Source organism: Massilia sp. YIM B02443, from assembly GCF_030411955.1.
In the GTDB taxonomy this organism is placed as follows: Bacteria; Pseudomonadota; Gammaproteobacteria; order Burkholderiales; family Burkholderiaceae_D; genus Telluria.
On the sequence record NZ_JASNRA010000003.1, the window covers coordinates 171,703 to 196,975 of the forward strand.

The following is a 25,273-nucleotide window of genomic DNA, read 5'->3' on the forward strand; positions in this document are numbered from 1 at the left end:
CCTACGTCCTGAGCTGCGCTACACATAAAACAAATTAACGAGGTAACCCAAGTGCCACAAATCGTCATCCTCCCGCACCCGGTCTTCTGCCCTGACGGCGCCGTGCTCGAAGCCCCGGCCGGCAAGTCGGTCTGCGACGTCCTGCTGGACAACGACATCGAGATCGAACACGCCTGCGACCGCGTCTGCGCCTGCACCACCTGCCACGTGATCGTGCGCGAAGGCTTCGACTCGCTGAACGAGCAGGAAGAAAAAGAAGAAGACATGCTCGACAAGGCCTGGGGCCTGGAGCCGAACTCGCGCCTGTCGTGCCAGGCGATCATCGCGGAAGAAGACCTGGTCGTCGAAATCCCGAAATACACGATCAACCACGCCGCCGAAAAGAACCACTGATTTGTCCATGAAGCGCGAACCCGTCGCCAAGAAGGCGCCTGCCGCCACCGAGCTGCCCCCGGAAGTGCGTCCCGGCCAGTCGATCGAGCTGCTCAAGGAGCTGCACATCCTCACGCGCGACGGCAAGCTCAATCAGGACAGCCGCCGCAAGCTGAAGCAGGTCTACCACCTGTACAACTTCATCGAGCCGCTGCTGCGCGACGTGCAGGAAGCCAAGGGCAGCGTGTCGCTGGTCGACCACGGCGCCGGCAAGTCCTATCTCGGCTTCATCCTGTACGACCTGTTCGTCAAGCAGCACGGCGAAGGTTCCCATATCTACGGCATCGAGACGCGCGAAGAACTGGTCAGCAAATCCACCGAGCTGGCCGCGCGCCTGGGCTTCTCAGGCATGTCGTTCCTGCCGCTGTCGGTGGCCGAATCGACCACCTCGAGCCAGCTGCCGCAAGAGATCGACATCGTCACCGCGCTGCACGCCTGTAACACCGCCACCGACGACGCCATCGACTTCGCCCTCAAGAAGAAGGCCAGGCACATGGTGCTGGTGCCGTGCTGCCAGGCCGAAGTGGCCAGCGTGCTGCGCAAGAACAAGGGCAAGGACCTGGGGCGCAGCGCGCTGACCGAGATCTGGCGCCACCCGATCCACACCCGCGAGTTCGGCAGCCAGATCACCAACGTGCTGCGCTGCCTGCAGCTGGAAGCGCACGGCTACCAGGTCACGGTCACCGAACTGGTGGGCTGGGAACACTCGATGAAGAACGAGCTGATCGTCGCCACCTATAAAAACCTGCCGCGCCGCCGTCCGGCCGAACGCCTGCACGAAGTGCTGGCCGAAGTCGGACTGACCGAGATGCGGCACCGCTTCTATACCCCGCAAGCCGAGACCACGGAGTAACGCCGAGATGAACGAGAACAAGCAACGCTGGATCGACCTGCGCAGCGACACCGTCACCCAGCCGGGCGCCGCGATGCGCGCCACCATGGTGGCAGCCGACGTCGGCGACGACGTGTACGGCGACGACCCGACCGTCAACCGCCTGCAGGACTACGCGGCCGACCTGTTCGGTTTCGAAGCCGGCATGTTCGCGCCGAGCGGCACCCAGACCAACCTGATCGCGCTGATGACGCATTGCGGTCGTGGCGACGAGTACCTGGTCGGCCAGGAAGCGCACACCTACAAGTACGAAGGCGGCGGCGCCGCGGTGCTGGGCAGCATCCAGCCGCAGCCGATCGCCAACCAGCCGGACGGCTCGATCGCTCTGAGCGACATCGAGGCTTACATCAAGCCCGACGACATGCACTTCGCGCGCACTCGCTTGCTGGCGCTGGAAAACACCGTCGGCGGCCGTGTGCTGTCGCAAGAGTACGTTGCTGCTGCGACCGCGCTGGCGCACAGCAAGGGCCTGGCCACGCACCTGGACGGCGCCCGCATCTGCAACGCCGCGGTCAAGCAGGGCATCAGCCTGCGCGATGCCGTCAAAGGCTTCGACACCGTCTCGGTGTGCCTGTCCAAGGGCCTGGGCGCGCCGGTCGGCTCGGTGCTGCTGGGGCCTAAAAGCTTCATCGAGCAGGGCAAGCGCTGGCGCAAGATGCTGGGTGGCGGCATGCGCCAGGCCGGCGTGATTGCCGCCGCCGCGCATTACGCGCTCGAGCACAACGTGGCGCTGCTGGCGCAGGACCACGACAACGCGGCCGAACTGGCGCGCGGCCTGGCCAGGATCGAACAGCTGAAGGTCACGACGCCGCAGACCAACATCTTCTGGATGGACGTGCCGGCCGCCGCCTGCGCGCCGCTGCGCCAGGCGCTCGAGCGCGCCGGCATCCGCGCCACCGTCGGCCCGAAAATGCGGCTGGTGACCCACCTGGACATCTCGGCCGCCGACGTGGCGCACACGGTCGACGTGTTCAGCACGTTCTTTTCGGACTGGCGCGCATGACCGACGCGATCAAACCTGATGACGGCATCCGCCTGGCCAAGCGCGTCGCCGACATTGCGGCGTGCTCGCGCGCGGACGCCGAGCGTTATATCGCCGGCGGCTGGGTCAGCGTCGATGGCGTGCTGGCCGAAGATCCGGCCAGCCGCGTCACGCCGGCGCAGGAAGTCGTGCTGCTGCCGGGCGCCACGCCGGTGGAACCGGAGCCGGTGACGATCCTGCTGCACAAGGCGGCCGGGGTCAGCATGGACGATGCGCTGGCGGGCCTGAACGCCGAGACGCAGGTGCTGGAGAACGGGCGCGGCAAGCCGTTCCTGCGCCGCCATCTGTTCAAGCTGCAGTCGGCCACGCCGCTGGAAGACATCGCGTCCGGCCTGGTGGTGTTCAGCCAGGACTGGCGCGTGATGCGCAAACTGGTCGAAGACGCGCCGCGCAACGAGTATGAATACGTGGTCGAAGTCGATGGCCAACTGGCCGACGGTGGCCTGGACAAGCTCAATCGCATGTTCAAGGCCAGCTGGCAGAACGAGACGCGCCTGCGCATCGCCGGCAAGAACATCCAGCGCGGCCAGATCGCGCGCTTGCTGGGCGACGTCGGCCTGTCCGTGGTCTCGATGCGGCGCCTGCGCATCGGCCGCATCTCGATGGGCGGCGTCCCTAGCGGCGGCTGGCGTTTCTTGCGCGACGTCGAGCGTTTCTAGTTTTCCGGCCATGCCCGGCAAGGCCTGAACGCGTCGATCATGACAGCGACAAGATGCGTCATATCGCTGTCATGATCGATCCTTATGCTGTCGGTTTTTCATCCTTGAGAAATCGACAACCATGCCGCATCGCCTCGTCACCCCTTCGAAGTTCCTTCCCATGCTGAGCGCCATCGCGCTGGCCTGCACCCTGGTTGCCTGCGGCGGCGACGACGACGATCCGACGCCGACCACGCTGGCGATGGAGAAGATCGGCAGCTTCGATGGCGGCGCGGTCGGCGCAGCCGAGATCACCGCCTATGACGCGGCCAGCAAGCGCCTGTTCGTGGTCAACGGCGCCAACGGCACGGTCGACGTGCTCGACCTGTCCGCGCCAGGCTCGCCCAAGCGCGTCGGCACCATCAGCGTGGGCAGCATGGGCGCCGCCGTGAACAGCGTTGCGGTGCACGACGGCCTGGTGGCGCTGGCGATCGAAGCCGCGCCCAAGACCAGCCCGGGCACGGTGGCGTTCTACAACGCGGCCGACCTGAAGCTGGTCAACAGCGTGAAAGTCGGCGCACTGCCCGACATGCTGGTGTTCACGCCGGACGGCAGCAAGGTGCTGGTCGCCAATGAAGGCGAGCCAAGCGGCTATGGCGTGGAGCGCGCGGTCGATCCCGAAGGCTCGATCAGCATCATCACCGTCAATCGCGGCGGCGCGCCATCGGTCGCCAGCGCCGACTTCAAGAGCTTCAACGGCCAGGAAGCGGCGCTGCGCGCGCAGGGCATCCGCATCTTCGGTCCGGGCGCCAGCGCGGCCCAGGACTTCGAGCCGGAATACATTACGGTCAGCGACGACGGCCGCACCGCCTGGGCCACGCTGCAGGAGAACAATGCGATCGCCACCATCGACGTGGCGGCTGCCCGCATCACCTCAGTCAAGCCGCTCGGCTTCAAGAACCATAACGTCGCCGGCATGGGGCTGGACGCGTCGGACGAAGACGGCGGCGCCAATACCAACAGCGGTTCGCCAAGCGTGAAGATCGCGCCGCAGCCGGTGAAGGGCATGTACCTGCCGGACGCCATCGCCAGCTACAGCGTGGACGGCGTGCGCTACCTGATCACCGCCAACGAGGGCGACGCGCGCGCCGACTGGCCGGGCTTCAACGAAGAGACGCGCGTGCGCGCCCATTGCACCGCCGGCCTGGATCCGGCCGTGTTCCCGGACGCCGCCAATCTGATCCTCGATTCGAACCTGGGCCGCCTGCGCATCACGACCACGCCGAACGGCGGCAGCACGGGCAAGAACGCAGCGGGCCAGTGCACCGAGCTGTACGCCTTCGGCGCGCGCTCGTTCTCGATCTGGAACACCGACATCACCCGCGTCTACGATTCGGGCGACGAGTTCGAACAGCGCACCAAGGCGCTGCCGAACGTGAAGTTCAACGCCAGCAACGACAACAATGAACTGGACGGCCGCAGCGCCTCGAAGGGGCCGGAGCCGGAAGGCGTAGTGGTGGGTAAGTTCGGCGCCAAGACCTATGCCTTCATCGGCCTGGAGCGCGTGGGTGGGGTGATGGTGTACGACGTCAGCAAGCCGTCGGCGGCGTCGTTCGTGACTTACCTGAACACACGCGACGGCGACAAGGGCGACCTGGGACCGGAAGGCCTGACCCTGATCCCAGCCGACAAGTCGCCCAACGGCAAACCGCTGCTGATCGTGGGGAATGAAGTCAGCGGCACGACGGCGGTCATGCAGATCAACCTGCGCTTCGAGTAAGCGCAGGCCGGGCGCTTCAGCCGCGCTTGCGCAGCAGCTGCGCGCCGAGCGCCGCCGCGACCACGGCGGCGCCGATCACCAAGCCCTTGTTGCGGCCGCCCGACCTGTCATGGCGGCCGCGCTGGCCGCTGTACAAGCCGTCGGCGCGCGCGGTCGGTGCGTACAGCGCGCCCTCGGTCACCGGCGTGCGCTTGGCCTTTTTCGACCACGCGCTCAGGAAGCGGTGCATCCCGGCCGCGGCCAGGTGCGGGGTCGCGAACTCGCTCAGCTTGAGCGCGCTCGCCGGCGCGCCCACCGCGGTGGTGGCGCGCGGACGGCGTCCCAGCTCGACGACGGCGTCGGCCACCGTTTCCGGCGCCAGCACGCCCGGCGGGAATTTCATGCGCGCGCCGGTGTAGTTGGCGGCGTGCTTGAAGCCGGGCGTGTCGACGAACAGGGGATAGACGTCGCACACGTGGATATGGCGCCTGTCGCCGACTTCGGCGCGCAGCGCTTCGCTGAAGCCGCGCAGGCCGAACTTGCTGGCCGAATAGGCTGCGGCATAGGGCGAAGCGACGAAGCCGCCGGCCGAAATCATGTTGACCCAGATGCCGTGGTCCTGCTCCAGGAAGATCGGCAGCACCGCGTGGGCGTCGTTCATGTGGGTGATCAGGTTGGTCTCGATCACGCGGTGGTGGTCGGCCAGCGGCACGTCGGCGTACTTGCCGACCACGCCCGCGCCGACGTTGCTGAACCACAGGTCGATCTCGCCCAGCGTGCGGCGCGCGAAGCGGGCGAACGCGGCGACTGCGTCGGCGTCGGTGGCGTCGACCGTCTTGATCTCGGCCGTGCCGCCGGCCTGGCGGCAGCGCCAGGCCACGTCTTCCAGTCCTTCCCTGCCGCGTGCGCCCAGCACCAGCTGCGCACCCTGGCGGGCGAAGGCGATGGCGGTAGCGGCGCCGATGCCGCTCGAGGCGCCCATGATGACGACGCGACGTGTCGAATAGGTCATATTCATCCTTTCTGAAATGGTGGGAATGTGTTTCCTTCCCAGCGATTATTTCAGTATTTGAACGAACGCCGCACGCGCGTGCCTAGCGGAAATTTACGGTGATGCCGGGCTTACCTGGGAATCGCGACCAGCCGCGTGCCGGCCAGGCGGTCGTGCAGGAACTGGCGATCGCGGTCGAACAGGGCGGTCATGGCCCAGGCCAGCACCCCGACCAGCAGCGCGAGCGCGATTTCGCCGCGCGCATGCAGCCCGAACACGGCGCACACCAGCAGCGCCGGTGCGAACCAGGCCCAGGCCAGCAGGTAGCGCAGGATGGCCGCGCGCCACGGCAGGCGCGCGTGGCCGGGCTTCACGACCCGGATGCGCCAGGTCTTCATCGCCAGCGTGTGGCCGGTATTGGTCCAGCTCCAGGTGAAGTAGGCGCCGGTGACCAGGAACAGGAACAGTTTCAGGCCGTGCTGGAACAGCGGTTCCTGGCGGTTGCCGGTGGCCAGGATATAGATCAGCACCGCCAGCATCTCGACGGCGAACAGCAGGAAGAATTCGTAGACCATCGCCGTCAGGCGGCGTTTGAGCGTTGGCGTATGGAGTGCCGGCACGCCGGCGGTGGCCGGCTCAGTTGCTCGCATTCGCGGCCTGGGCTGCGGAGGAAGAGGGGGCGGCAGCGGGCGCCGCCGGTGTCGGTGCGGCAGGTGCGGGGGGCGCAGCCGGAGCCGGGCTGGGGACCGGAGGCGTCGACGCGGTCGCGGCCGGCGCAGCGGCCTCGGGCGCGCCGATCACGATGCATTCGGCGCCGCGGCGGGTGGTGTTCGGCGGACACGGCATCGGCACGACCAGCGCCGGCGCTTCCGGCGCGGCGGCCGGGGCCGGCTTGCGCGCGCCGGCGCTGCGCGCCAGGTTGCGTTTCTCGTCAGCCGACAATTGCTTGTAGTTTTCCCAATCGGCGGCCTTGTCGCCCTGGGCCAGGCGACTGGTCTTGCTGTAGTTTTCGCGCGCGCGTTCGCGCTGCTCGGGCGTCAGGCGCATCCATTGGCGCATGCGTTCGTGCACGCGCTGCTGCTCAAGCGAGGGCAGCGAGGCGAATCTGGACGACATCTCGATCCACTTGCGCTTGCGCAGGCCTTCCATCCGGTCCCATTCGGGCTCGAGCGGGGCGAGCGCCACTTGCTGGCTGCTGCTCAGGTCGCGCCACAGCGGCTTGTCCAGGGTCTTCGGCAGCGGGCGCGCGCCGCTGACGGCGTCGGCCACGGTAGGGATCACGGCCGGGGTTTCGAAGCGGTCGACGATCACCCAGGCGATGGCGCCGGCGGCCAGCACGCCGGCCACCGTCCGCAACACGGGAAAGCGGGACTTCGAAACGGTCTTCTTGGTCATTGCCGGCGCTGCTGCGACTCCAGGTAGGCGCTGAAGCCGGGATCGAGGTAGGCGGTCAGCGGCAGCTCGTCGGCCAGCACGGCGGCGTCGAGTTCGGCCAGTTCGGCGATCTGTTGCTGCTGCTCGTGCTGGTACACGCCGCCGAAGCCGATCACCAGCGCCAGCAGCGGCACGGCGATCGCCAGGCGCGACATCGCCGGCGTGCCGAACAGCGCGCTCAGGCGTGCGCCGGCGGCGCGCCAGCCCTGGACCTTGACCGGTTCCGGCTTCTTGCGCGCGAGCGCGGCCGCGCGTGCGGCGGCCAGCCGGTCGGTGGTCGAGGCTGGCAGGGTGTCGAGCTGTTGGTCCAGCGCGTGGCGGATCTTGTACGCCAGATTGATGTCGTCGGTGTTCATAATGTGATTCCCTTGGCCTTGAGCGCTTCGGCGAGGGCGTGGGTGGCTCGCGAGCAATGGGTTTTGACGCTGCCTTCAGAGCATCCCATCGCTTCAGCCGTCTCGGCCACGTCCATATCCTGCCAGTAACGCATGAGGAAGGCTTCCCGTTGACGCGCGGGGAGCTTTTGTACTTCTTCGTCGATCACGCGCAAGGTTTGTGCCCGCTCAAGCTGATCGGCAGTCGATTCTGCGGCAGCCGAGCCTTCCTCGGCTTCGTATGAGGCAAGTATATCAAAGTCATCATCGTCCTCGCCGCCACCGCGGCCGAAGCCCGAGAACAGGCTGACCCAGGTGTTGCGCACCTTTTCGCGGCGGAAGTAGTCGAGGATGGTGGTCTGCAGGATGCGCTGGAACAGCATCGGCAATTCGGCGGCGGGCTTGTCGCCGTATTTCTCGGCCAGCTTGATCATGGCGTCCTGCACGATGTCCAGTGCCGACTCGTCCTTGCGCACCGCATACACCGCCTGCTTGAACGCGCGCCGTTCGACATTCTCGAGGAAGTCGTTAAGTTCTTTGTCTGTGGCCATGCGGGTTCAGGGAAGCGCGCGTCTCGTGCTTTAAGGAAAACTTACGAATCCTAGCAAAAAACGCCATCGGTTGCACCGGAATCGCTCAGACGACACTTGCGGCGCCCTGGCGGAGTGCGGCGCGAAAAACGCATGTCGATAGGCGAATTCATTCGTTTCCAGGCTCCGAGTGCGTGGATATTCTGCCAACACGACCATACGCCACGCCATTTCGAACATGCCTCTCGACACCATTCGCCAGGATTTCGCCATCCATCCTTTCCCCGGCGCCGCGCTCGGCGCCGAAGTCATCGGCCTCGACCTGTCGCACCCGCTCGGCGCCGGCGATTTCACACGCCTGCACCGCGCCCACCTGAGCCACCACGTGCTGGTGTTCCGCGACCAGCACATCACGCCGGCGCAACAGGTGGCGTTCTCGCGCCGCTTCGGCGAACTGCAGATCCACGTGCTGCGCCAGTTCCAGCTGCCCGAGCAGCCCGAGGTGCTGATCATCTCCAACATCCGCGAAAACGGCGCGCCGATCGGCCTGGGCGACGCCGGCCACCTGTGGCATTCCGACCTGTCGTACAAGGAGACGCCGAGCCTGGGCTCGATGCTGCACGCCCAGGAGTTGCCGGAAGAGGGCGGCGACACGCTGTTCGCCAACCAGCACACGGCCTGGGACACGCTGCCCGACGACCTGAAACGCGAGATCGAAGGCTTGCAGGCCGAACACTGGTATTTGGCGCGCTACGAAGACCTGCGCCGGCGTAATCCCTGGCGGCCCAGGCTGACACAAGCCCAGATCGACGAAGTCAAGCCGGTGCGCCACCCGGTGGTGCGCACCCATCCCGAGACCGGCCGCCGCGCGCTGTTCGTCAGCGAGCATTTCACGACCCGGATCCTCGGCGTGTCCGAACAACGCAGCCGCGAGCTGCTCGACGCGCTGTTCCAGCACAGCACCCGCGCCGAGCTGGTCTATCGGCACCAATGGCAGCCGCACGACATGGTGTTCTGGGACAACCGCTCGCTGATGCACCTGGCGGCCGGCTGCCCGGACCACCTGCGCCGCAAGCTGTACCGCACCACAATCGCGGGCGACGTTCCGTTCTGACCGAGGGATTCCATGACCACCATTCAAAAGTTCGCCGCCATCGCTGCTACCAGTGCAGCGCTGGCGCTGGCGTTTTCGTCGTCAGCCCAGGCCGAAGGCAAGATCCGCATCGCCGAGCAGTTCGGCATCGTCTACCTGCTGCTGAACGTGGCGCAGGACCAGAAGCTGATCGAAAAGCACGGCAAGCAGCAGGGCGTCGATATCGATGTCGACTGGGTCAAATTGTCCGGCGGCGCCGTGATCAACGATGCGCTGCTGTCGGGCTCGATCGACATCGCCGGCGCCGGCGTCGGTCCCCTGATGACGATCTGGGACCGCACCAGGGGACGCCAGAACGTGCGCGGCGTGGCCTCGCTCGGCAGCTTCCCCTACTACCTGGTCAGCACCAACCCGGCGGTCAAGACCATCGCCGACTTCGGTCCGAAGGATCGCATCGCGCTGCCGGCGGTGACGGTGTCGGTGCAGGCGCGTATCCTGCAGATGGCGGCCGCAAAACAGTGGGGCGTGGCGCAGTTCAAGAAGCTCGATCCGATCACCCAGGCCGTGCCGCATCCGGACGCTGCCGCGGCGCTGATTGCCGGCAAGACCGAGCTGAATGCCCACTTCGGCGGGCCACCGTTCCAGGAACAGGAGCTGGGCGGCAACCCGAACGCGCACGTCGTGCTCGACTCGTACCAGGTGCTGGGCGGGCCGGCCTCGGCGACGGTGCTGTATGCCACCGAGAAGTACGTGAAGGAAAACCCCAAGACCTACCGCGCCTTCCTCGACGCGCTGACGGAGGCGGCGCAGATCATCGCCACCAATCCGGAAGCCGCCACCGACAGCTACCTGCGCGTCAACAAGGCCAACACCGACCGCGCACTGGTGCTCAAAATTATCAAGGACCCGAAGGTGCAGTTCCGGGTCGCGCCACAGAACACGCTGGGCCTGGCGCAATTCCTGCACCAGGTCGGCGCGATCCGCAACAAGCCGGCCAGCTGGAAAGACTATTTCTTTGTCCATCCCGCCATCGCTTCGGGGAGCTGATCATGAGTCCATTGAACCTGGTGCAAAACCGGCCCGAACCCTTGCTGCGCGCCGAGCACGTGACCCTGGAATATGCGGGCGAGCGCGGCGTCGTGCGCGCGCTGGACGATGCCAGCTTCGAGGTATGGCGCGGCGACCGCTTCGTGCTGCTGGGGCCATCGGGCTGCGGCAAGTCGACGTTGTTGAAAGCGGTCGGCGGCTTCATCCAGCCGCGCGCCGGCAGCCTCAGTCTGGCCGGCAAGCCGATCACCGGACCGGGGCCGGACCGCATCGTCGTGTTCCAGGAATTCGACCAGCTGCCGCCGTGGAAGACGGTCAGGCAGAACGTGATGTTTCCGATGCTGGCCGGTGGGGTCAAGCGCGCCGAGGCGGATCAACGCGCGCGCCACTGGCTGGGCAAGGTCGGGCTGGCGCGCTTTGCCGACGCCTATCCGCACACGCTGTCGGGCGGCATGAAGGCGCGGGTGGCGATCGCGCGCGCGCTGGCCATGCAGCCGGAAGTGCTGCTGATGGACGAGCCGTTCGCCGCGCTCGACGCGCTGACCCGGCGCAGCATGCAGGAAGAGCTGCAGTCGCTGTGGGACGAGATCGGCTTCACGATGCTGTTCGTGACGCACTCGATCGAGGAAGCGCTGGTGGTGGGCAACCGCATCCTGCTGCTGTCGCCGCATCCGGGGCGTGTGCGGGCCGAGCTGAATAGCCACCAGTTCAGCTTGCACAGTGCCGGCAGCCAGGAGTTCCAGGGCGCGACCCAGCGCATCCACGATCTGCTGTTCGGTGTTGAAGAAGGTGTCGAAAAAACGCAGCCGGCGCTGCAACCAGCCGTGGCGGTGCATCCATGACGGCGCTGCGCGAACCGCCGATCCGGGCCGAATACGTGTTGCCGTCGCGCCCGGCCGCGCCTGCCGTCGCGACAATCGATTCACGGCGCACGCCGTTTCCCCTCCCGAGCCTCGGCTGGGCCGGCAAACCGGCGATCCTGCTCGTCATCGCCCTGCTGTGGGAAGCGGCGGCGCGCTGGTTCGGCAACGACCTGTTGCTGCCCGGCGCCTGGCAGACCGCGCTCGCCTTTGTCGACGGCCTGCGCTCAGGTGAACTGATCGGGTTCGTGTCGGTGTCGCTGGCGGTGCTGACCCAGGGCTTCGTGCTGGGTGTGGGCGCATCCTTCCTGCTGACCTGGTTGGCGGTGTCGAGCCGCCTGGGGCGCGAGCTGATCGACACCCTGACTTCGATGTTCAACCCGCTGCCGGCGATCGCGCTGCTGCCGCTGGCGCTGCTGTGGTTCGGGCTCGGCAAGGGCAGCTTGCTGATGGTGCTGGTGCACTCGGTGGTGTGGCCGCTGACGCTCAACGCCAGCGCGGGCTTTCGCGCCGTGCCCGAGACGCTGCGCATGGCCGGCCGCAACTACGGTCTGGGCGGTCTGCGCATGGTGCTGCAGATCCTGATCCGGGCGGCGCTGCCGGCTATCCTGTCGGGCCTGAAGATCGGCTGGGCGTTCGCCTGGCGCACCCTGATCGCGGCCGAGCTGGTGTTCGGCAGCACCTCGGGGCAGGGCGGACTCGGGTGGTACATCTTCCAGAGCCGCAACGAACTGTTCACCGATAAGGTGTTCGCCGGGCTGGCGACCGTGATCCTGATCGGGCTGGCGATCGAGCACTTCGTGTTCCAGACGCTGGAACGGGTCACCGTGCGGCGCTGGGGCATGCAGCGTTGATAGCCGGCGAAAGCAAAAAACACGCAGATTGCCGACATCCAGCCAAATTTGTTGCACCATTTTCGGGCTTGCGGCGATTTATATCTTTCCTTCTTGACCAAAATGGTGCGGCGCGGTATGGTGTTCCCCACGCTTTGCACCCCCAAGGCAACCACGTCATCCGGACCCGGCACACAAGGCCAGGCCCGGTTGTGACACGCTTTCATTTGTAGGCAGTTTGCTCCGACCCGCGCCACAAGCGCGAGAGATGCGACCGTCCACTACAAACACTCACGCTGAACGAGTTGCGCCCAGCGCCAGTGCGTAAGGACCCTACGGCGTCCTGAAACATCGGCGTGCACGCAGAAAGAAGGGAAGCCTGAGGGGTCGTAGTGCACGACGCATATCGTTAGGAACGGGCATCCGATCAATCTCCCTCTGGGTCTTGAAAGGAATGAACATGAGTAACGATTCAGCCGTCCCCGGGGCAACAGTCCCCATCACGGGCGCTGAGATAGTGGTGCGTTGTCTCGCGGAAGAGGGCGTCAAGCACGTCTTCGGCTACCCGGGCGGCGCGGTCCTCTATATCTACGACGCTATTTTCCAGCAGGATAAATTCCAGCACGTGCTGGTGCGCCACGAACAGGCCGCGGTACATGCCGCCGACGCCTATTCGCGCAGCTCGCAAACCGTCGGCGTCGCCATCGTCACGTCCGGTCCGGGCGTCACCAATGCCGTCACGGGTCTCTCCACCGCGTACATGGATTCGGTGCCAATGGTCGTGATCTCGGGCCAGGTGCCGAGCCACGCGATCGGCCAGGATGCGTTCCAGGAATGCGACACCGTCGGCATCACCCGCCCCGTGGTCAAGCACAACTTCCTGGTCAAGGACGTGCGCGAGCTGGCATCGACCATCAAGAAGGCCTTCTTCATCGCCCGCACCGGCCGTCCCGGTCCCGTGCTGGTCGACATCCCGAAGGACATCACGGTCAACAAGTGCCTGTACGAGTATCCGCGCGAAATCGAGATGCGCTCCTACCGCCCGGTGGACAAGGGCCACGCCGGCCAGATCCGCAAGGCGGTGGCGCTGCTGCAGAACGCCGAGCGGCCGATGATCTATGCCGGCGGCGGCGTGATCCTGGCCAATGCCTCGAACGAGCTCAACCGCATGGTCGACAAGCTCGGCTTCCCGATCACCAACACGCTGATGGGCCTGGGCGCCTCGCGTTCGTCCAGCCCGCACTTCGTCGGCATGCCCGGCATGCACGGCACGTATGAAGCGAACATGGCGATGCAGCACTGCGATGTATTGATCGCCATCGGCGCCCGCTTCGACGACCGCGTGATCGGCAACCCCAAGCACTTCGCCTCGCACCCGCGCAAGATCATCCATATCGACATCGACCCGTCATCGATCTCGAAACGGGTGAAGGTCGACATCCCGATCGTCGGCAACGTCAAGGACGTGCTGGTCGAACTGCTGTCGCAGCTGGAAGCCGGCAACGTGCAGCCGAACACGACTGCGCTGCAGGGCTGGTGGAAGCAGATCGACGAATGGCGCGGCCGCGACTGCCTCAAGTACGCCGGTTCCGACACCCTGATCAAGCCGCAATCGGTGATCGAGCAATTGCACAAGGTGACTGATGGCGACGCCTTCATCACCTCGGACGTCGGCCAGCACCAGATGTGGGCGGCCCAGTACTACCCGTTCGACAAGCCACGGCGCTGGATCAATTCCGGCGGCCTGGGCACGATGGGCGTCGGCCTGCCGTTCGCGATGGGCGTGCAGATGGCCAATCCGGATGCGACCGTGGCCTGCGTCACCGGCGAAGGCTCGATCCAGATGTGCATCCAGGAACTGGCTACCTGCAAGCAGTACCACCTGACGCCGAAGATCATCCTCCTGAACAACCGCTTCCTGGGCATGGTGCGCCAGTGGCAGCAGATCGACTACGGCTCGCGCTATTCCGAGTCGTACATGGATTCGCTGCCGGACTTCGAAAAGCTGGCCGAGGCCTATGGCCACGTCGGCATGCGCATCGAAAAGCCATCCGACGTCGAAGGCTCGCTGCGCGAAGCCTTTGCCATGAAGGACCGGCTGGTGTTCATGAACTTCATCACCGACCAGAGCGAGAACGTGTGGCCGATGGTCAAGGCCGGCCGTGGTTTGAATGAAATGCTGCTCGGTTCGGAGGATCTGTGATGCGCCATATCATCTCTGTCCTTCTTGAAAACGAAGCCGGCGCGCTGTCGCGCGTGGTCGGCCTGTTCTCGGCGCGCGGCTACAACATCGAAACGTTGACGGTCGCGCCGACCGAAGACGCGACCCTGTCGCGCATGACGATCGTCACCTCCGGCTCGGACGACATCATCGAGCAGATCACCAAGCACCTGAACCGCCTGATCGAGGTGGTCAAGGTGGTCGACCTGACCGAGGGCCAGCACATCGAGCGCGAGCTCATGCTGATCAAGGTCCGCGCCGTGGGCAAGGAACGTGAAGAAATGAAGCGCACCGCCGACATCTTCCGCGGCCGCATCATCGACGTCACCGAAAAGACCTACACGATCGAGCTGACCGGCGCCAAGAGCAAGCTGGACGCCTTCATCGACGCCATCGACCGCGCCTCGATCCTCGAGACCGTGCGCACCGGCGGCTCCGGCATCGGCCGCGGCGAACGCATTCTAAAAGTCTGACCGGCACCAAAAAAAATTGATGGACGTAGGGTTGGCGGCTGTGCCGCCGACGCGTTACGCCCGCACACCAATAACGATATTCAGATACAGGACACCCAAATGAAAGTTTTCTACGACAAAGACTGCGACCTCTCCCTCATCAAAGGCAAGAACGTCGCCATCATCGGCTACGGCTCGCAAGGCCACGCGCACGCCCAGAACCTGAGCGAATCGGGCGTCAACGTCACCGTCGGCCTGCGCCGCGGCGGCGCCTCGTGGGGCAAGGTCGAGCAGGCCGGCCTGAAGGTGGCCGAGGTCGACGAGGCGGTGAAAGCCGCCGACGTCATCATGATCCTGCTGCCGGACGAAAACATCGCCGACGTCTACAAGCAGAACGTCGAGCCGAACGCCAAGCAGGGCGCGGTGCTGGCCTTCGCCCACGGCTTCAACGTGCATTATGGACAGGTGGTGCCGCGCGCCGACCTCGATGTGATCATGGTCGCGCCGAAAGCGCCGGGCCACACCGTGCGCGGCACCTACACCCAGGGCGGCGGCGTGCCGCACCTGGTCGCCGTCTACCAGGACAAGTCGGGCGCGGCGCGCGACATCGCGCTGTCGTACGCCATGGCCAACGGCGGCGGCCGTGCCGGCATCATCGAGACCAACTTCCGCGAAGAGACCGAGACCGACCTGTTCGGCGAGCAGGCCGTGCTGTGCGGCGGCGCGGTCGAGCTGATCAAGGCGGGCTTCGAGACCCTGACCGAAGCCGGCTACGCACCCGAGATGGCCTACTTCGAATGCCTGCACGAGCTCAAATTGATCGTCGACCTGATCTACGAAGGCGGCATCGCCAACATGAACTACTCGATCTCGAACAATGCCGAGTACGGCGAGTACGTGACCGGCCCACGCGTGGTGACCGCGCAGACCAAGGAAGCGATGCGCCAGTGCCTGAAGGACATCCAGACCGGCGCATACGCCAAGAGCTTCATCCTGGAAAACAAGGCCGGCGCCCCGACCCTGATCTCGCGCCGCCGCCTGACCGCCGAGCACCCGATCGAAGAAGTCGGCGCCAAGCTGCGCGGCATGATGCCGTGGATTGCAAAGAACAAGCTGGTGGATCAGTCGAAGAACTGAGATATTTAGTTATCTTTGAGACCGTCATCCCCGCGCAGGCGGGGATCCAAGTCCGTTGCGCCGCCACTTCGTTCAACGTAAGTGGCATGCAAAGTAAACTTGGGTCCCCGCCTGCGCGGGGATGACGGTTTTTGGGATAGTGGCCAACGGATGCGTAGCTGGTATATCTCCCGAAGGGCTGGCGACAATTGGAGACACCCATTTCAAAAGCTACTCATTTGCAACTGTCCATTACAAATTCCCGATAGAAGCCCCGAGGGCGCTATCGTATAAACCAAGTCAGACATTCGTCGCAACTTACTTGGAGAATAATAAATGGCCTTCGCAAAATCCATCGTCGCCGCCGCCCTGGTCCTGGCCTTCAGTGCCGCCCACGCGCAAACCGCCCCGGCGCCATCCACCGCCGGCACCATGGTCGTGGTCCCGGCCTTTGGCGAAGTGAAACACGCCAACGACCAGGCCACCGTGATCTTCGCCGTCGAAGAGCACGACAAGGACAAGAATACCGCCGCCGACCGCGTCAACCGCAAGATGAAGGAAGGCACCGAGATCGTGCGCCGCCTTGACCCCAACGCCCAGCTGAAAACCCAGGGTTATTACACCTACCCGGTCTACCCGGAAGTGCCGCCGATGCCGCAGCCGACCACGCGCGCGCCGGTGAAGCCGGTGCCGATCGCCTGGCGCGTCGGCCAGTACCTGGAAGTCAAGACCACCAACCTGGCCGCGCTGCCGAAGACCGCCGCCGCCGCCCAGAAGGTTCTGCAGATCAATAACATCGATTTCGGCCTGACCCCGGAAACCGAAAAACGCCTGGACGACCAGCGCATCGCCGCAACGTATAAAAACCTGAACGAGCGCATCGTCTCGATCGCGCGCGCCATGGGCCGCCAGCCGGGCGACGCCGTGCTCGACACGGTCGACTTCGAGGGCTCGGGCAATTACGCAGGCGACAACCAGGCCGCCCCGGCCATGATGCGCATGAGCGCCAAGCGCGAGAGCGGCGACGCGATGAGCGAGCCAAGCTTCGAGCCTGGCGAAACCACGCTGCAGATGCGCCTGGTGGGCAAGGTCAAGTTCAAGTAACGGCCGACACCGGTTGCTGCTCAGTTCAAGTAAGCGCCACCGCTTTGCCAGTCGCGCTAGGGTATTGGTTAGCTAACAATTGCCCTCGCCTCTATAATGGGGGAAATGCCCGGCGGGGGAATGTCCCCAGGGCGCTTTACTTGAATGTGACTGCTTATGCCAACCTTTCCACGAAGAAGAACACCAGGGGCACCAAAGACGCCACGATTCGCCCGCCTGAAACGCTTCGGCCGCCGCGCCGAAGACCGCCAGCGCGGACGCGGCATCTACCTGCTGCCGAACGCGTTTACTACCGGCGCGCTGTTCTGCGGCTTTTACGCCATCGTCATGGCCATGAACCAGCGTTTCGAGCACGCCTGCTGGGCCGTGTTCATCGCCATGGTGCTCGACGGCCTGGATGGACGCATCGCGCGCCTGACCAACACCCAGTCCGAATTCGGCGCCCAGTACGACAGCCTGTCCGACATGGTCTCGTTCGGCGCCGCGCCGGCGCTGGTGATCTATGAATGGTCGCTGCGTGGCCTCGGCAAGCTGGGCTGGATCGCGGCCTTCATCTACTGCGCCGGCGCCGCGCTGCGCCTGGCCCGCTTCAACACCAATATCGAGGTGGTCGACAAGCGCTTCTTCCAGGGCTTGCCGAGCCCTGCCGCGGCGGCGCTGGTGGTCGGCTTCATCATGATGATGACCGACCCCGACATCAGCGTCAGCGCGCGCAAGGTCGATTGGGTGTCCTGGTGCATTGCCGTGTTCGCCGGTCTGACCATGGTCTCGAACGTGCCGTTCTACAGCTTCAAGGACGTCAATTTCAAGAAGTCGGTGCCGTTCATCGCCGTGTTCCTGATCGCGCTGGTGCTGGCGCTGCTGGCGATCGACCCGCCCAAGGTGCTGTGGCCGATCTTCGTGATCTATGGCTTGTCCGGCTACGCCGTGTACGTGTGGCAGAAAGCCAAGGGCAAGCGCGTCAGCATCATCCCGCTCGACAAGGATGAGGAAGAGGGCGTACGCCGCTGAGCGCTGCCCTGGATAATAAAGTGCGCGCGGCGCACTGGCGGGTCGCCCTGGCCCGTCTTCATATAATTTCTTCAGTTCAAATGTGTTATGAGATGGTCCGGCCCGATATACTCGGGTCGTGACCAGCTCCGATCGCACCCGATGAGAACGTTCTACCGCGCGGCCAGTGCCGCATTCGTCCTGCTTCTGACCAGCTTGCTGGCCGGCTTCCTGACCGGCTGCTCGCCGCTGGCGCTGGTCAATGTCGTGTCGCCAAGCGGCGCCGATCGCACCACCACCAGCGCGGCCTATGGCGCCAACCCGCGCTATACGCTCGACATCTACCGTCCCGAGAGCGGCGCCGAGCGGGCGCCGGTGATCGTGTTCTTCTACGGCGGCAACTGGGTCAGCGGCGAGCGCAAGGATTACGCCTTCGTCGGCCATGCCCTGGCCGCGCGCGGTTTCGTGGTGGTGATTCCCGACTACCGCCTGTATCCGCAGGTGCGCTATCCCGACTTCCTGGACGACAGCGCGCGCGCGGTGGCCTGGACCGAGCGCAAGATCGCGGCCTATGGCGGCGACCCGAAGCGCATCTACCTGATGGGCCACAGCGCCGGCGCCTACAACGCGGCGATGCTGGCGCTGGATCCGCGCTGGCTGCGCCGCCAGGGCGGCGACCCGGCCCGGTTGCGCGGCTGGATCGGGATGGCGGGGCCGTATAACTTCTTGCCGGTGCAGAACCCGACCACGCGTCCGGTATTCAATTACCCCGACACGCCGCCTGACTCGCAGCCGCTGGCGCACGTGCACAAGGGCGCATTGCCGGCGCTGCTGATCGCCGCCAACAAGGACGACCTGGTCGACCCGCAGCGCAATACCGGCGTGCTGGCCGACCGCCTGCGCGCGGCCCAGGTGCCGGTGCGCGAGATCTACTATGACCGCGTCAACCACAACACACTGGTGGCGACCCTGTCGTCGACGCTGCGCCGCCTGGCGCCGAGCCTGAAGGCAGTGACCGAGTTCGTCAGCAGCGACGGCGGGCGCACGGCGCCACGCCCTGGCGCCGGCAAATAAGCGAGCCGATGCGCCTGGCGCCGGCCGGGCAGGGCGTCACCAGCGGCCGCGGTCGCGCGGCTCGTACATCGGGTCCGGCCCGTTGAGCATCTGGCGCACCACGCCCTGCCCGTCGAAGTGCACGTGCATCAGCGAATTCCACACGCCGGCTTCTTTATAACGGTAGGACCAGACCTCGTAGTTGTTCATTGCCACCCGCGAGCGCTCGGCCGGGCGGCCGACGGTGCGCAGCACGTCGGCATGGGTGGCCTGGTCGATCTTGATGGTGGCGAATTTCTCGCTGGTGAGCACCTGCTCGTAAGACGCCAGCCGGCCATCCGGTCCCAGGCGCGCCATGTACGTGTACTGGCCCATCGGTCCGGTCGCGTATTCCAGCACGCGCAGGTCGCCGTCCTGGTAGGTGCCGGTCGGCGTGCCCATTTTCGCCTGCACTACCTCGGCCGGGTCGCCCGGATTCGGGGCCTGGCGCAGCATGGCGGCGCAGCCGGACAGCAGCACGACGGCTGCCAATGATGCAATCTTGTTCATGTTTTTCATCGTGTCACCCGTGGTGGTGTTGCCAGCATAGCCAAAAATACAGCAATCGGCGTGACAACAGCGCCGCCCGCGTCGGTAAATACTGGCTACCGTCGCCGTTTTGCCCTATACTTGCCGGTCTGTCGAATCCCGACAGACAATTTGAACAATCACGGTGCGCCGGGTTCCGACTCTTGCACCGCATGTGAAAGGTAATATCATGTCCGTAGAAAACATCAACAAAGCCGCGATCATCGCGGACAACGCACGTGGCCAGAACGACACCGGTTCGCCGGAAGTGCAAGTTGCACTGCTGACCGCACGCATCAACGAACTGAACGGTCACTTCAAGGCCCACCAGAAGGACCACCACTCGCGCCGCGGCCTGATCATGATGGTCAACCGTCGTAAGAGCCTGCTGGCTTACCTGAAGAACAAGGACCTGAACCGTTACCGCGACCTGATCGCCAAGCTGGGTCTGCGTAAGTAATCATTGCGCCAGACGGTTTAGTCACGAAAATGCCTGCGCCAGTTCACTGACGCGGGCATTTTTGTTTTCTACCGTTTGACGCGGCAAGGTCGCCGCCGACGCGGCGGCCGGTGGTGAGGTGAACGACAGCCCCTGAAAATCTGTCGGCAAAATGAAAGGGAATCCCCATGTTTAACAAAGTTACGAAAACCTTCCAGTACGGCCAACACACTGTCACCCTGGAGACGGGTGAAATCGCGCGCCAGGCATCCGGCGCCGTCGTGGTGTCGGTCGAAGACACCGTCGTGCTGGCTACTGTGGTTGCCAAGAAAGACGCGAAGCCGGGCCAGGACTTCTTCCCGCTGACCGTCGACTACATGGAGAAGAGCTACGCCGCCGGCAAGATCCCGGGCGGCTTCTTCAAGCGCGAAGGCCGTCCTTCGGAAAAGGAAACCCTGACCTCGCGCCTGATCGACCGTCCGATCCGCCCGCTGTTCCCGGAAGGCTACCTGAACGAAGTCCAGGTCATCATCCACGTGCTGTCGGTGAACCCTGAAATCGATCCGGACATCCCTGCGATGATCGGCGCCTCGGCCGCCCTGTGCATCGCCGGCATCCCGTTCAACGGCCCGATCGGCGCGGCGCGCGTCGGCTACGCGAACGGCCAGTACATCCTGAACCCGACCACCACCGAGCTGAAGACCTCGCAGATGGACCTGGTCGTGGCCGGCACCGAAACCGCCGTCCTGATGGTGGAATCGGAAGCCCAGCAACTGTCCGAAGAAGTCATGCTCGGCGCGGTCGTGTTCGGCCACGACCAGATGAAGGTCGTGATCGACGCGATCCACGACCTGGTCGCCGAAGGCGGCAAGCCGGAAGTCGAATGGGCGCCGGCGCCAAAGAACGAAGCGCTGATCGCGCGCGTCGGTGAACTGGCCGGCGCCAAGATCCGCGACGCCTACCAGACCCGCGAAAAATCGGCGCGCCAGCAGAAGCTGAAATCGCTGTCGTCGGAAGTGATGGCCGACCTGGCCGCCGCCGGCGAAGCCGCTGACGCAGCAGACGTTGGTAACATCCTGTTCGACATGGAAGCCAAGATCGTGCGTTCGCAGATCCTGGACGGCGAGCCACGCATCGACGGCCGCGACACCCGCACCGTGCGTCCGATCTCGATCCGCTCGAGCGTCCTGCCGCGCACCCACGGCTCGGCCCTGTTCACCCGCGGCGAGACGCAAGCCCTGGTGGTCGCCACCCTGGGCACCGCGCGCGACAGCCAGAAGATCGACGCGCTGATGGGCGAGTACACCGACGACTTCATGATGCACTACAACATGCCTCCGTTCGCCACCGGCGAAACCGGTCGCGTGGGCACCCCGAAGCGCCGCGAAGTCGGCCACGGCCGCCTGGCCAAGCGCGCGCTGGTCGCTGCGCTGCCTAACCCGGAAGATTTCAGCTACTCGGTGCGCCTGGTGTCGGAAATCACCGAGTCCAACGGTTCCTCGTCGATGGCATCGGTCTGCGGCGGCTGCCTGGCACTGATGGACGCCGGCGTGCCGATGAAGGCGCACGTGGCCGGTATCGCCATGGGCCTGATCAAGGAAGGCGGCAAGTTCGCGGTCCTGACCGACATCCTGGGCGATGAAGACCACCTGGGCGACATGGACTTCAAGGTGGCCGGCACCGCGCAGGGCATCACCGCGCTGCAGATGGACATCAAGATCCAGGGCATCACCAAGGAAATCATGCAGGTCGCACTGGCGCAAGCCAAGGACGGCCGCCAGCACATCCTGGCCGAAATGCAGAAGGCCATGCCGACCGTGAAGACCGAACTGTCGGACTTCGCACCGCGCCTGATCACCATCCGCATCAACCCGGAAAAGATCCGTGACGTGATCGGCAAGGGCGGCGCCGTGATCCGCGCGCTGACCGAAGAAACCGGCACCCAGATCGACATCACCGACGAAGGCATCGTGACCATCGCCTCGGTCGACGCCGCCGCCGGCCAGGAAGCCAAGCGCCGCATCGAAGAGCTGACCGCATCGGTCGAAGTGGGCAAGACCTACGACGGCACCGTGCTCAAGCTGCTGGACTTCGGCGCGATCGTGCAAGTCATGCCGGGTAAAGATGGCCTGCTGCACATCTCGCAGATCGCCAACGAGCGTGTGAACGCCGTGGCCGATTACCTGAAAGAAGGCCAGCAAGTGCGCGTCAAGGTCCTGGAGACCGACGAGCGCGGTCGTCTGAAGCTGTCGATGAAGGCGGCCGATCCGGTCGAAGGCGCGGCGCAGTAATATGTCGCTTAGCCGATAGCGGTTCGCCGCTTCGTTAAAAACCGCCAGTGCGTGAGCCTGGCGGTTTTTTTATGCGCGTTTTTCTTCACGCCGAAAGGTCGTTGGCAGGCAAGGCCGGGAGTTATTGGTAGCGGTGGATCATGTCATTGCTCGACATTTATGTGTCCAGCATACCGCCGCACCGCTCAACCGTTCGATATCAAGAGTAGGTGGCAGTGATATACTGAAACGTACTTTCACGTGTTAATCAATAGGCGAGAGGATGGCGATTTCCCTTGATGCGCTAGCGTCCGCGATCAATGAACAGTTGGCAGGTACGTACACTCAGTATCGCCGCGTTTTACGTTTAACCGCGCCGCCCGGTGCTGAAGGATTGCTGGCGGAAAGCTTGCGTGGCGAGGAGCAGGTCGACGCCGGATTCCGGTTCGAATTGTCCGCACTTTCGCTTGATGCGGCGATCCCTCTCAAGGCGCTGATCGGACAGCCGATGTCGGTCGAACTGCAGAGTGCCGGGATGATGCAGCCACGCATGTTTCATGGTCACGTTACCAGGGCCGAGCAGGTTGGCGCCAATGGCGGATTCGCACGCTACCGGCTTACTCTAGAGCCGTGGACATCGTTTCTGGGGCTGGGACGCGATAGCCGCGTATTTCAGGACCTGACGGTATTCGATATCCTCGATGCGGTGTTCCAGTCTTATAGCGGAAAAGGCCGTCTCGCCCCGGCCTGGCGTTTCGATATCCGCGACCGCAATGTCTATCCGCGACGTAGCCTCGTTACCCAATACCAGGAAAGCGACCTGGCGTTCGCCGAACGCCTGATGAGCGAAGAGGGACTGTTTTACTTCTTCGAGCACGAGGGCAGCGCCGATAGTCCCGACTTGGGACGCCACACGCTGGTGGTGGCCGATCACAACGATGCATTCGTTCCCAATCCCCAGACCGAGGTGCGCTTCACGCAACCGGGCGCGGTGATGAAAGAGGATAGCCTCGACCGCTGGCGCCGCGAGATGCGCGTGCAGACCAATACCGTCGAACTGGTCAGCTGGGATTACCGCAGCCGTATGCAGCGCACGGTGACAAGTGGCGCCTACGAAAGCGATGCCTTGGTCAGCCGCGATACGCCTGGTGCGTATGCCTTCTCGAGCACTGAGCAAGGGCAACGTATTGCCGACAACCAGTTGCAGGGACTGCAGGCCCGAAGGGAAGTCTTTACGGGAGCCGGTACCGTGCGCACCATGGCACCGGGCACGACGTTCACCTTGCATGAGCATGCGTCGCACAACGGCGGGGAAGCGGACCGGTTTGCGATCCTGCGTGTCGTTCATCTTGCGCACAACAACCTGAATGCCGAAACAGACAAGGCCCTCCGGGGACTGCTCGGTCTCAACCTCCTGCAGCAGGAAAGTGATGCCGAACTGGCAACCAGTCTGCACGCGACCGGACGTGGCGCGGGTGAACGTCCAGTCTACCGAAACCGCATCGACGCTATCCGTAGCAGTGTGCCGTATCGCCCAAGCCGCACTGATGGGCAGGGCCAGTTGCTGCATCCCCGGCCTTCGGTACAGGGGCAACAGACGGCGATCGTGGTGGGGCCGCCTGGTTCCGTTATTCACACTGACCGAGATCATCGAATCAAGATCCAGTTCCACTGGCAGCGTGGCGAGAGCAGCCACAGCCGTTTGACGCATCCATCTCCCGACGGACACGGAGGCGCGCCCGGGGACGACCGGGCGGGCACCTGGGTGCGGGTGGCCACGCCGCTGGCGCCGGTCGCCGGCAGCAACTGGGGCAGCAATGCGCTGCCGCGCGTCGGGCAGGAGGTGCTGGTCGATTTCTTGGAGGGCAATATCGATCGGCCGGTCGTGATCGGGGCGCTGTACAACGGCCGCGGGCAACCGGATGCGCAGCATAATCAGGTGGCACAGGGCGCGGGCGCGGGCGCGGCGACCGGCAACGCGCCGACGTGGTTTCCGGGCGAGAGTGGGGCGCATGCGCATCCGGCAGTGCTATCTGGGATCAAGACGCAGTCACTGGCCGCTAGTCAAGGTGGAACGGGTGCGTACAACCAGCTGGTGTTTGATGACAGTCCTGGCCAGCCGAGGGTCGTGCTGCAGCGTCACGGCGCGCTGCATGACGGGTCGGCAGAGTTGAATCTTGGTCATCTACGCCATCAAAGCGATAACCAGAGGCTAAGTCCGGCTGCGTTTGGCGCCGAACTCAAGAGTGAGCATAGTGCGGCGCTCCGTGCCGGGCAGGGGCTGCTGTTGTCGGGCGATGCGCGCGGAGCCGGAGCCGGTGATCAGCTCGATGTGCGCGAAGCCATTGCTCAGATCGAGCAGAGCCATGAAATGCAGCTCAACCTGGCCAGTTTGGCCCAAAAGCATAGAGCGGGAATCAAGACCGAGCCAGAGGCGGAGCAACTGCCGGCTTTGATGCGCCTTGTGAACAGCATCGAGGTCCTGGAGAGCAAGGATGGCGGTGACGGAACGGCGAACGACGATGAGCCGAATCTGGCAACCGGATATAGCGAGCCTCAGCTGGAATTATCCAGCCCGGACGGCATCGTTGGAACGACCCCGGCCGATGCGATATTCGTTTCGCGAAAGACGAGCAATCTGAGTGCCGATCACGATGTGAATTTTGCTTCGCAAGGCAATGGGTTCTTCGCAAACAGGAGTGGTATTAGCCTGTTTACCTATGGGAAAGCCAGTGCGAGCGAAAAACCAAACAAGGAAATCGGGATCAGCTTGCACGCGGCTAGTGGGAAGGTAAGTGCGCAAAGCCAGTCGGAGGCGACCATGATCATGGCAGACAAGGCTGTCACGGTTGCCAGCGTGATGAAAGGGGTCATGGTGCGTGCAGACAAGCATGTTTTATTAAACGCGCAAGGCGCTCAACTGAACCTTAAGGGTGGAAACATCGAGCTCTATGCGCCTGGAAAAGTCGAGTTTAAGGCGAGCTTAAAAGAACTTGCGGGGCCACAAGGTACGGGCGATGGTGTCAGCTTGCCGATGCTATCGGAGCTGAAGGATTGCGCACAGAAAATTTCGGCTGCCGCCGGTGAAGGCGGCGCCATCGTCACGCTATGACATGGATATGCAAACTGCAGGCAT

At 64.5% G+C, this 25,273-nt stretch carries 24 protein-coding genes; 18 read left to right on the top strand and 6 right to left on the bottom strand.

Features of this window, described 5'->3' with window-relative positions; all coding sequences use genetic code 11:
• The first annotated feature begins 51 nt into the window (after window positions 1–51).
• The 5 genes from fdx (at window position 52) to QPK27_RS05115 (ending at window position 4,784) form a co-directional block, all read left to right on the top strand.
• Window positions 52–393: an ISC system 2Fe-2S type ferredoxin gene (gene fdx / locus QPK27_RS05095; protein WP_290417123.1), complete on the top strand. Its 342-nt coding sequence runs from the start codon at window positions 52–54 to the stop codon at window positions 391–393.
• Between the two features lie 7 nt (window positions 394–400).
• Window positions 401–1,285 carry an SAM-dependent methyltransferase gene (locus QPK27_RS05100; protein ID WP_290417124.1) on the top strand — a complete coding sequence of 295 codons (885 nt, stop codon included), beginning with the start codon at window positions 401–403 and terminating at the stop codon, window positions 1,283–1,285.
• Window positions 1,286–1,292: 7 nt separating this feature from the next.
• Entirely contained in the window at window positions 1,293–2,327 is a 1,035-nt protein-coding gene (gene ltaE, locus QPK27_RS05105) for a low-specificity L-threonine aldolase (RefSeq protein WP_290417125.1), read from the top strand.
• Window positions 2,324–3,025: an RNA pseudouridine synthase gene (locus tag QPK27_RS05110; RefSeq protein ID WP_290417126.1), complete on the top strand. Its 702-nt coding sequence runs from the start codon at window positions 2,324–2,326 to the stop codon at window positions 3,023–3,025. Before ltaE ends, QPK27_RS05110 begins: the two co-directional genes overlap by 4 nt.
• Before the next feature lie 160 nt (window positions 3,026–3,185).
• Window positions 3,186–4,784 carry a choice-of-anchor I family protein gene (locus QPK27_RS05115; protein WP_290417127.1) on the top strand — a complete coding sequence of 533 codons (1,599 nt, stop codon included), beginning with the start codon at window positions 3,186–3,188 and terminating at the stop codon, window positions 4,782–4,784.
• A gap of 16 nt (window positions 4,785–4,800) precedes the next feature.
• Here the strand turns inward: QPK27_RS05115 and QPK27_RS05120 are convergent, their stop codons facing one another.
• The 5 genes from QPK27_RS05120 to QPK27_RS05140 all read right to left on the bottom strand — a co-directional run bounded on the left by QPK27_RS05120 (window position 4,801) and on the right by QPK27_RS05140 (window position 8,113).
• Window positions 4,801–5,775: an SDR family oxidoreductase gene (locus QPK27_RS05120; protein ID WP_290417128.1), complete on the bottom strand. Its 975-nt coding sequence runs from the start codon at window positions 5,773–5,775 to the stop codon at window positions 4,801–4,803.
• A gap of 110 nt (window positions 5,776–5,885) precedes the next feature.
• Entirely contained in the window at window positions 5,886–6,404 is a 519-nt protein-coding gene (locus QPK27_RS05125) for an RDD family protein (protein ID WP_290417129.1), read from the bottom strand.
• On the bottom strand, window positions 6,391–7,149 hold the full coding sequence (locus tag QPK27_RS05130) for a DUF3106 domain-containing protein (protein ID WP_290417130.1): 759 nt from the start codon (window positions 7,147–7,149) through the stop codon (window positions 6,391–6,393). Before QPK27_RS05130 ends, QPK27_RS05125 begins: the two co-directional genes overlap by 14 nt.
• Window positions 7,146–7,544, bottom strand: coding sequence for a DUF3619 family protein (locus tag QPK27_RS05135; RefSeq protein ID WP_290417131.1), 399 nt, complete (start codon window positions 7,542–7,544; stop codon window positions 7,146–7,148). The genes QPK27_RS05130 and QPK27_RS05135 overlap by 4 nt, the downstream gene beginning before the upstream one ends.
• Window positions 7,541–8,113 (bottom strand): RNA polymerase sigma factor, encoded by a 573-nt coding sequence (locus tag QPK27_RS05140; protein WP_290417132.1) that lies wholly within the window; start codon window positions 8,111–8,113, stop codon window positions 7,541–7,543. Before QPK27_RS05140 ends, QPK27_RS05135 begins: the two co-directional genes overlap by 4 nt.
• Before the next feature lie 217 nt (window positions 8,114–8,330).
• Here QPK27_RS05140 and QPK27_RS05145 point away from each other — a divergent pair, with 217 nt between their 5' ends.
• The 10 genes from QPK27_RS05145 (at window position 8,331) to QPK27_RS05190 (ending at window position 18,882) form a co-directional block, all read left to right on the top strand.
• A complete protein-coding gene (locus QPK27_RS05145) occupies window positions 8,331–9,206 on the top strand; it encodes a TauD/TfdA family dioxygenase (RefSeq protein ID WP_290417133.1) in 876 nt (291 codons plus the stop codon).
• A gap of 12 nt (window positions 9,207–9,218) precedes the next feature.
• Complete coding sequence (locus QPK27_RS05150; protein ID WP_290417134.1) at window positions 9,219–10,232, top strand: ABC transporter substrate-binding protein; 1,014 nt, start codon at window positions 9,219–9,221, stop codon at window positions 10,230–10,232.
• Between the two features lie 2 nt (window positions 10,233–10,234).
• Complete coding sequence (locus QPK27_RS05155; RefSeq protein ID WP_290417135.1) at window positions 10,235–11,074, top strand: ABC transporter ATP-binding protein; 840 nt, start codon at window positions 10,235–10,237, stop codon at window positions 11,072–11,074.
• Window positions 11,071–11,946 carry an ABC transporter permease gene (locus QPK27_RS05160; protein WP_290417136.1) on the top strand — a complete coding sequence of 292 codons (876 nt, stop codon included), beginning with the start codon at window positions 11,071–11,073 and terminating at the stop codon, window positions 11,944–11,946. The genes QPK27_RS05155 and QPK27_RS05160 overlap by 4 nt, the downstream gene beginning before the upstream one ends.
• Before the next feature lie 433 nt (window positions 11,947–12,379).
• The gene (locus QPK27_RS05165) at window positions 12,380–14,128 is read left to right on the top strand and encodes an acetolactate synthase 3 catalytic subunit (protein WP_374047013.1); all 1,749 of its coding nucleotides are present in this window, start codon (window positions 12,380–12,382) and stop codon (window positions 14,126–14,128) included.
• Complete coding sequence (ilvN, locus tag QPK27_RS05170) at window positions 14,128–14,619, top strand: acetolactate synthase small subunit (RefSeq protein WP_027867685.1); 492 nt, start codon at window positions 14,128–14,130, stop codon at window positions 14,617–14,619. Before QPK27_RS05165 ends, ilvN begins: the two co-directional genes overlap by 1 nt.
• Window positions 14,620–14,634: 15 nt before the next feature.
• Complete coding sequence (gene ilvC, locus QPK27_RS05175; RefSeq protein WP_290417240.1) at window positions 14,635–15,735, top strand: ketol-acid reductoisomerase; 1,101 nt, start codon at window positions 14,635–14,637, stop codon at window positions 15,733–15,735.
• Between the two features lie 315 nt (window positions 15,736–16,050).
• Window positions 16,051–16,818, top strand: coding sequence for an SIMPL domain-containing protein (locus QPK27_RS05180; RefSeq protein WP_290417138.1), 768 nt, complete (start codon window positions 16,051–16,053; stop codon window positions 16,816–16,818).
• A 156-nt stretch (window positions 16,819–16,974) separates the two neighbouring features.
• The gene (gene pssA / locus QPK27_RS05185; protein ID WP_290417139.1) at window positions 16,975–17,829 is read left to right on the top strand and encodes a CDP-diacylglycerol--serine O-phosphatidyltransferase; all 855 of its coding nucleotides are present in this window, start codon (window positions 16,975–16,977) and stop codon (window positions 17,827–17,829) included.
• 141 nt (window positions 17,830–17,970) lie between these two features.
• A complete protein-coding gene (locus tag QPK27_RS05190) occupies window positions 17,971–18,882 on the top strand; it encodes an alpha/beta hydrolase (protein ID WP_290417140.1) in 912 nt (303 codons plus the stop codon).
• A gap of 36 nt (window positions 18,883–18,918) precedes the next feature.
• Here the strand turns inward: QPK27_RS05190 and QPK27_RS05195 are convergent, their stop codons facing one another.
• Window positions 18,919–19,410: a hypothetical protein gene (locus tag QPK27_RS05195; protein WP_290417141.1), complete on the bottom strand. Its 492-nt coding sequence runs from the start codon at window positions 19,408–19,410 to the stop codon at window positions 18,919–18,921.
• Between the two features lie 208 nt (window positions 19,411–19,618).
• On the opposite strand from QPK27_RS05195, the gene rpsO reads away from it, so the two are divergent.
• From rpsO to QPK27_RS05210, 3 genes are all read left to right on the top strand, one after another.
• Window positions 19,619–19,888 (top strand): 30S ribosomal protein S15, encoded by a 270-nt coding sequence (gene rpsO / locus QPK27_RS05200; RefSeq protein ID WP_005666365.1) that lies wholly within the window; start codon window positions 19,619–19,621, stop codon window positions 19,886–19,888.
• A gap of 167 nt (window positions 19,889–20,055) precedes the next feature.
• Window positions 20,056–22,158 (top strand): polyribonucleotide nucleotidyltransferase, encoded by a 2,103-nt coding sequence (pnp, locus tag QPK27_RS05205; protein WP_290417142.1) that lies wholly within the window; start codon window positions 20,056–20,058, stop codon window positions 22,156–22,158.
• A gap of 262 nt (window positions 22,159–22,420) precedes the next feature.
• Entirely contained in the window at window positions 22,421–25,249 is a 2,829-nt protein-coding gene (locus tag QPK27_RS05210) for a type VI secretion system Vgr family protein (protein ID WP_290417143.1), read from the top strand.
• Window positions 25,250–25,273 lie beyond the last annotated feature (24 nt).

Bases quoted from the DNA above. Each gene is read 5' to 3' on its own strand.
- QPK27_RS05125 (WP_290417129.1), bottom strand. From the start codon at position 6,404: ATGCGAGCAACTGAGCCGGCCACCGCCGGCGTGCCGGCACTCCATACG.
- QPK27_RS05195 (WP_290417141.1), bottom strand. From the start codon at position 19,410: ATGAACAAGATTGCATCATTGGCAGCCGTCGTGCTGCTGTCCGGCTGC.
- QPK27_RS05110 (WP_290417126.1), top strand. From the start codon at position 2,324: ATGACCGACGCGATCAAACCTGATGACGGCATCCGCCTGGCCAAGCGC.
- QPK27_RS05145 (WP_290417133.1), top strand. From the start codon at position 8,331: ATGCCTCTCGACACCATTCGCCAGGATTTCGCCATCCATCCTTTCCCC.
- QPK27_RS05155 (WP_290417135.1), top strand. From the start codon at position 10,235: ATGAGTCCATTGAACCTGGTGCAAAACCGGCCCGAACCCTTGCTGCGC.
- QPK27_RS05190 (WP_290417140.1), top strand. From the start codon at position 17,971: ATGAGAACGTTCTACCGCGCGGCCAGTGCCGCATTCGTCCTGCTTCTG.
- QPK27_RS05160 (WP_290417136.1), top strand. From the start codon at position 11,071: ATGACGGCGCTGCGCGAACCGCCGATCCGGGCCGAATACGTGTTGCCG.
- QPK27_RS05100 (WP_290417124.1), top strand. From the start codon at position 401: ATGAAGCGCGAACCCGTCGCCAAGAAGGCGCCTGCCGCCACCGAGCTG.
- QPK27_RS05130 (WP_290417130.1), bottom strand. From the start codon at position 7,149: ATGACCAAGAAGACCGTTTCGAAGTCCCGCTTTCCCGTGTTGCGGACG.
- QPK27_RS05165 (WP_374047013.1), top strand. From the start codon at position 12,380: ATGAACATGAGTAACGATTCAGCCGTCCCCGGGGCAACAGTCCCCATC.
- ilvN (WP_027867685.1), top strand. From the start codon at position 14,128: ATGCGCCATATCATCTCTGTCCTTCTTGAAAACGAAGCCGGCGCGCTG.
- ltaE (WP_290417125.1), top strand. From the start codon at position 1,293: ATGAACGAGAACAAGCAACGCTGGATCGACCTGCGCAGCGACACCGTC.
- rpsO (WP_005666365.1), top strand. From the start codon at position 19,619: ATGTCCGTAGAAAACATCAACAAAGCCGCGATCATCGCGGACAACGCA.
- QPK27_RS05180 (WP_290417138.1), top strand. From the start codon at position 16,051: ATGGCCTTCGCAAAATCCATCGTCGCCGCCGCCCTGGTCCTGGCCTTC.
- QPK27_RS05140 (WP_290417132.1), bottom strand. From the start codon at position 8,113: ATGGCCACAGACAAAGAACTTAACGACTTCCTCGAGAATGTCGAACGG.
- QPK27_RS05120 (WP_290417128.1), bottom strand. From the start codon at position 5,775: ATGACCTATTCGACACGTCGCGTCGTCATCATGGGCGCCTCGAGCGGC.
- QPK27_RS05210 (WP_290417143.1), top strand. From the start codon at position 22,421: ATGGCGATTTCCCTTGATGCGCTAGCGTCCGCGATCAATGAACAGTTG.
- QPK27_RS05135 (WP_290417131.1), bottom strand. From the start codon at position 7,544: ATGAACACCGACGACATCAATCTGGCGTACAAGATCCGCCACGCGCTG.
- pssA (WP_290417139.1), top strand. From the start codon at position 16,975: ATGCCAACCTTTCCACGAAGAAGAACACCAGGGGCACCAAAGACGCCA.
- QPK27_RS05150 (WP_290417134.1), top strand. From the start codon at position 9,219: ATGACCACCATTCAAAAGTTCGCCGCCATCGCTGCTACCAGTGCAGCG.
- pnp (WP_290417142.1), top strand. From the start codon at position 20,056: ATGTTTAACAAAGTTACGAAAACCTTCCAGTACGGCCAACACACTGTC.
- QPK27_RS05115 (WP_290417127.1), top strand. From the start codon at position 3,186: ATGCTGAGCGCCATCGCGCTGGCCTGCACCCTGGTTGCCTGCGGCGGC.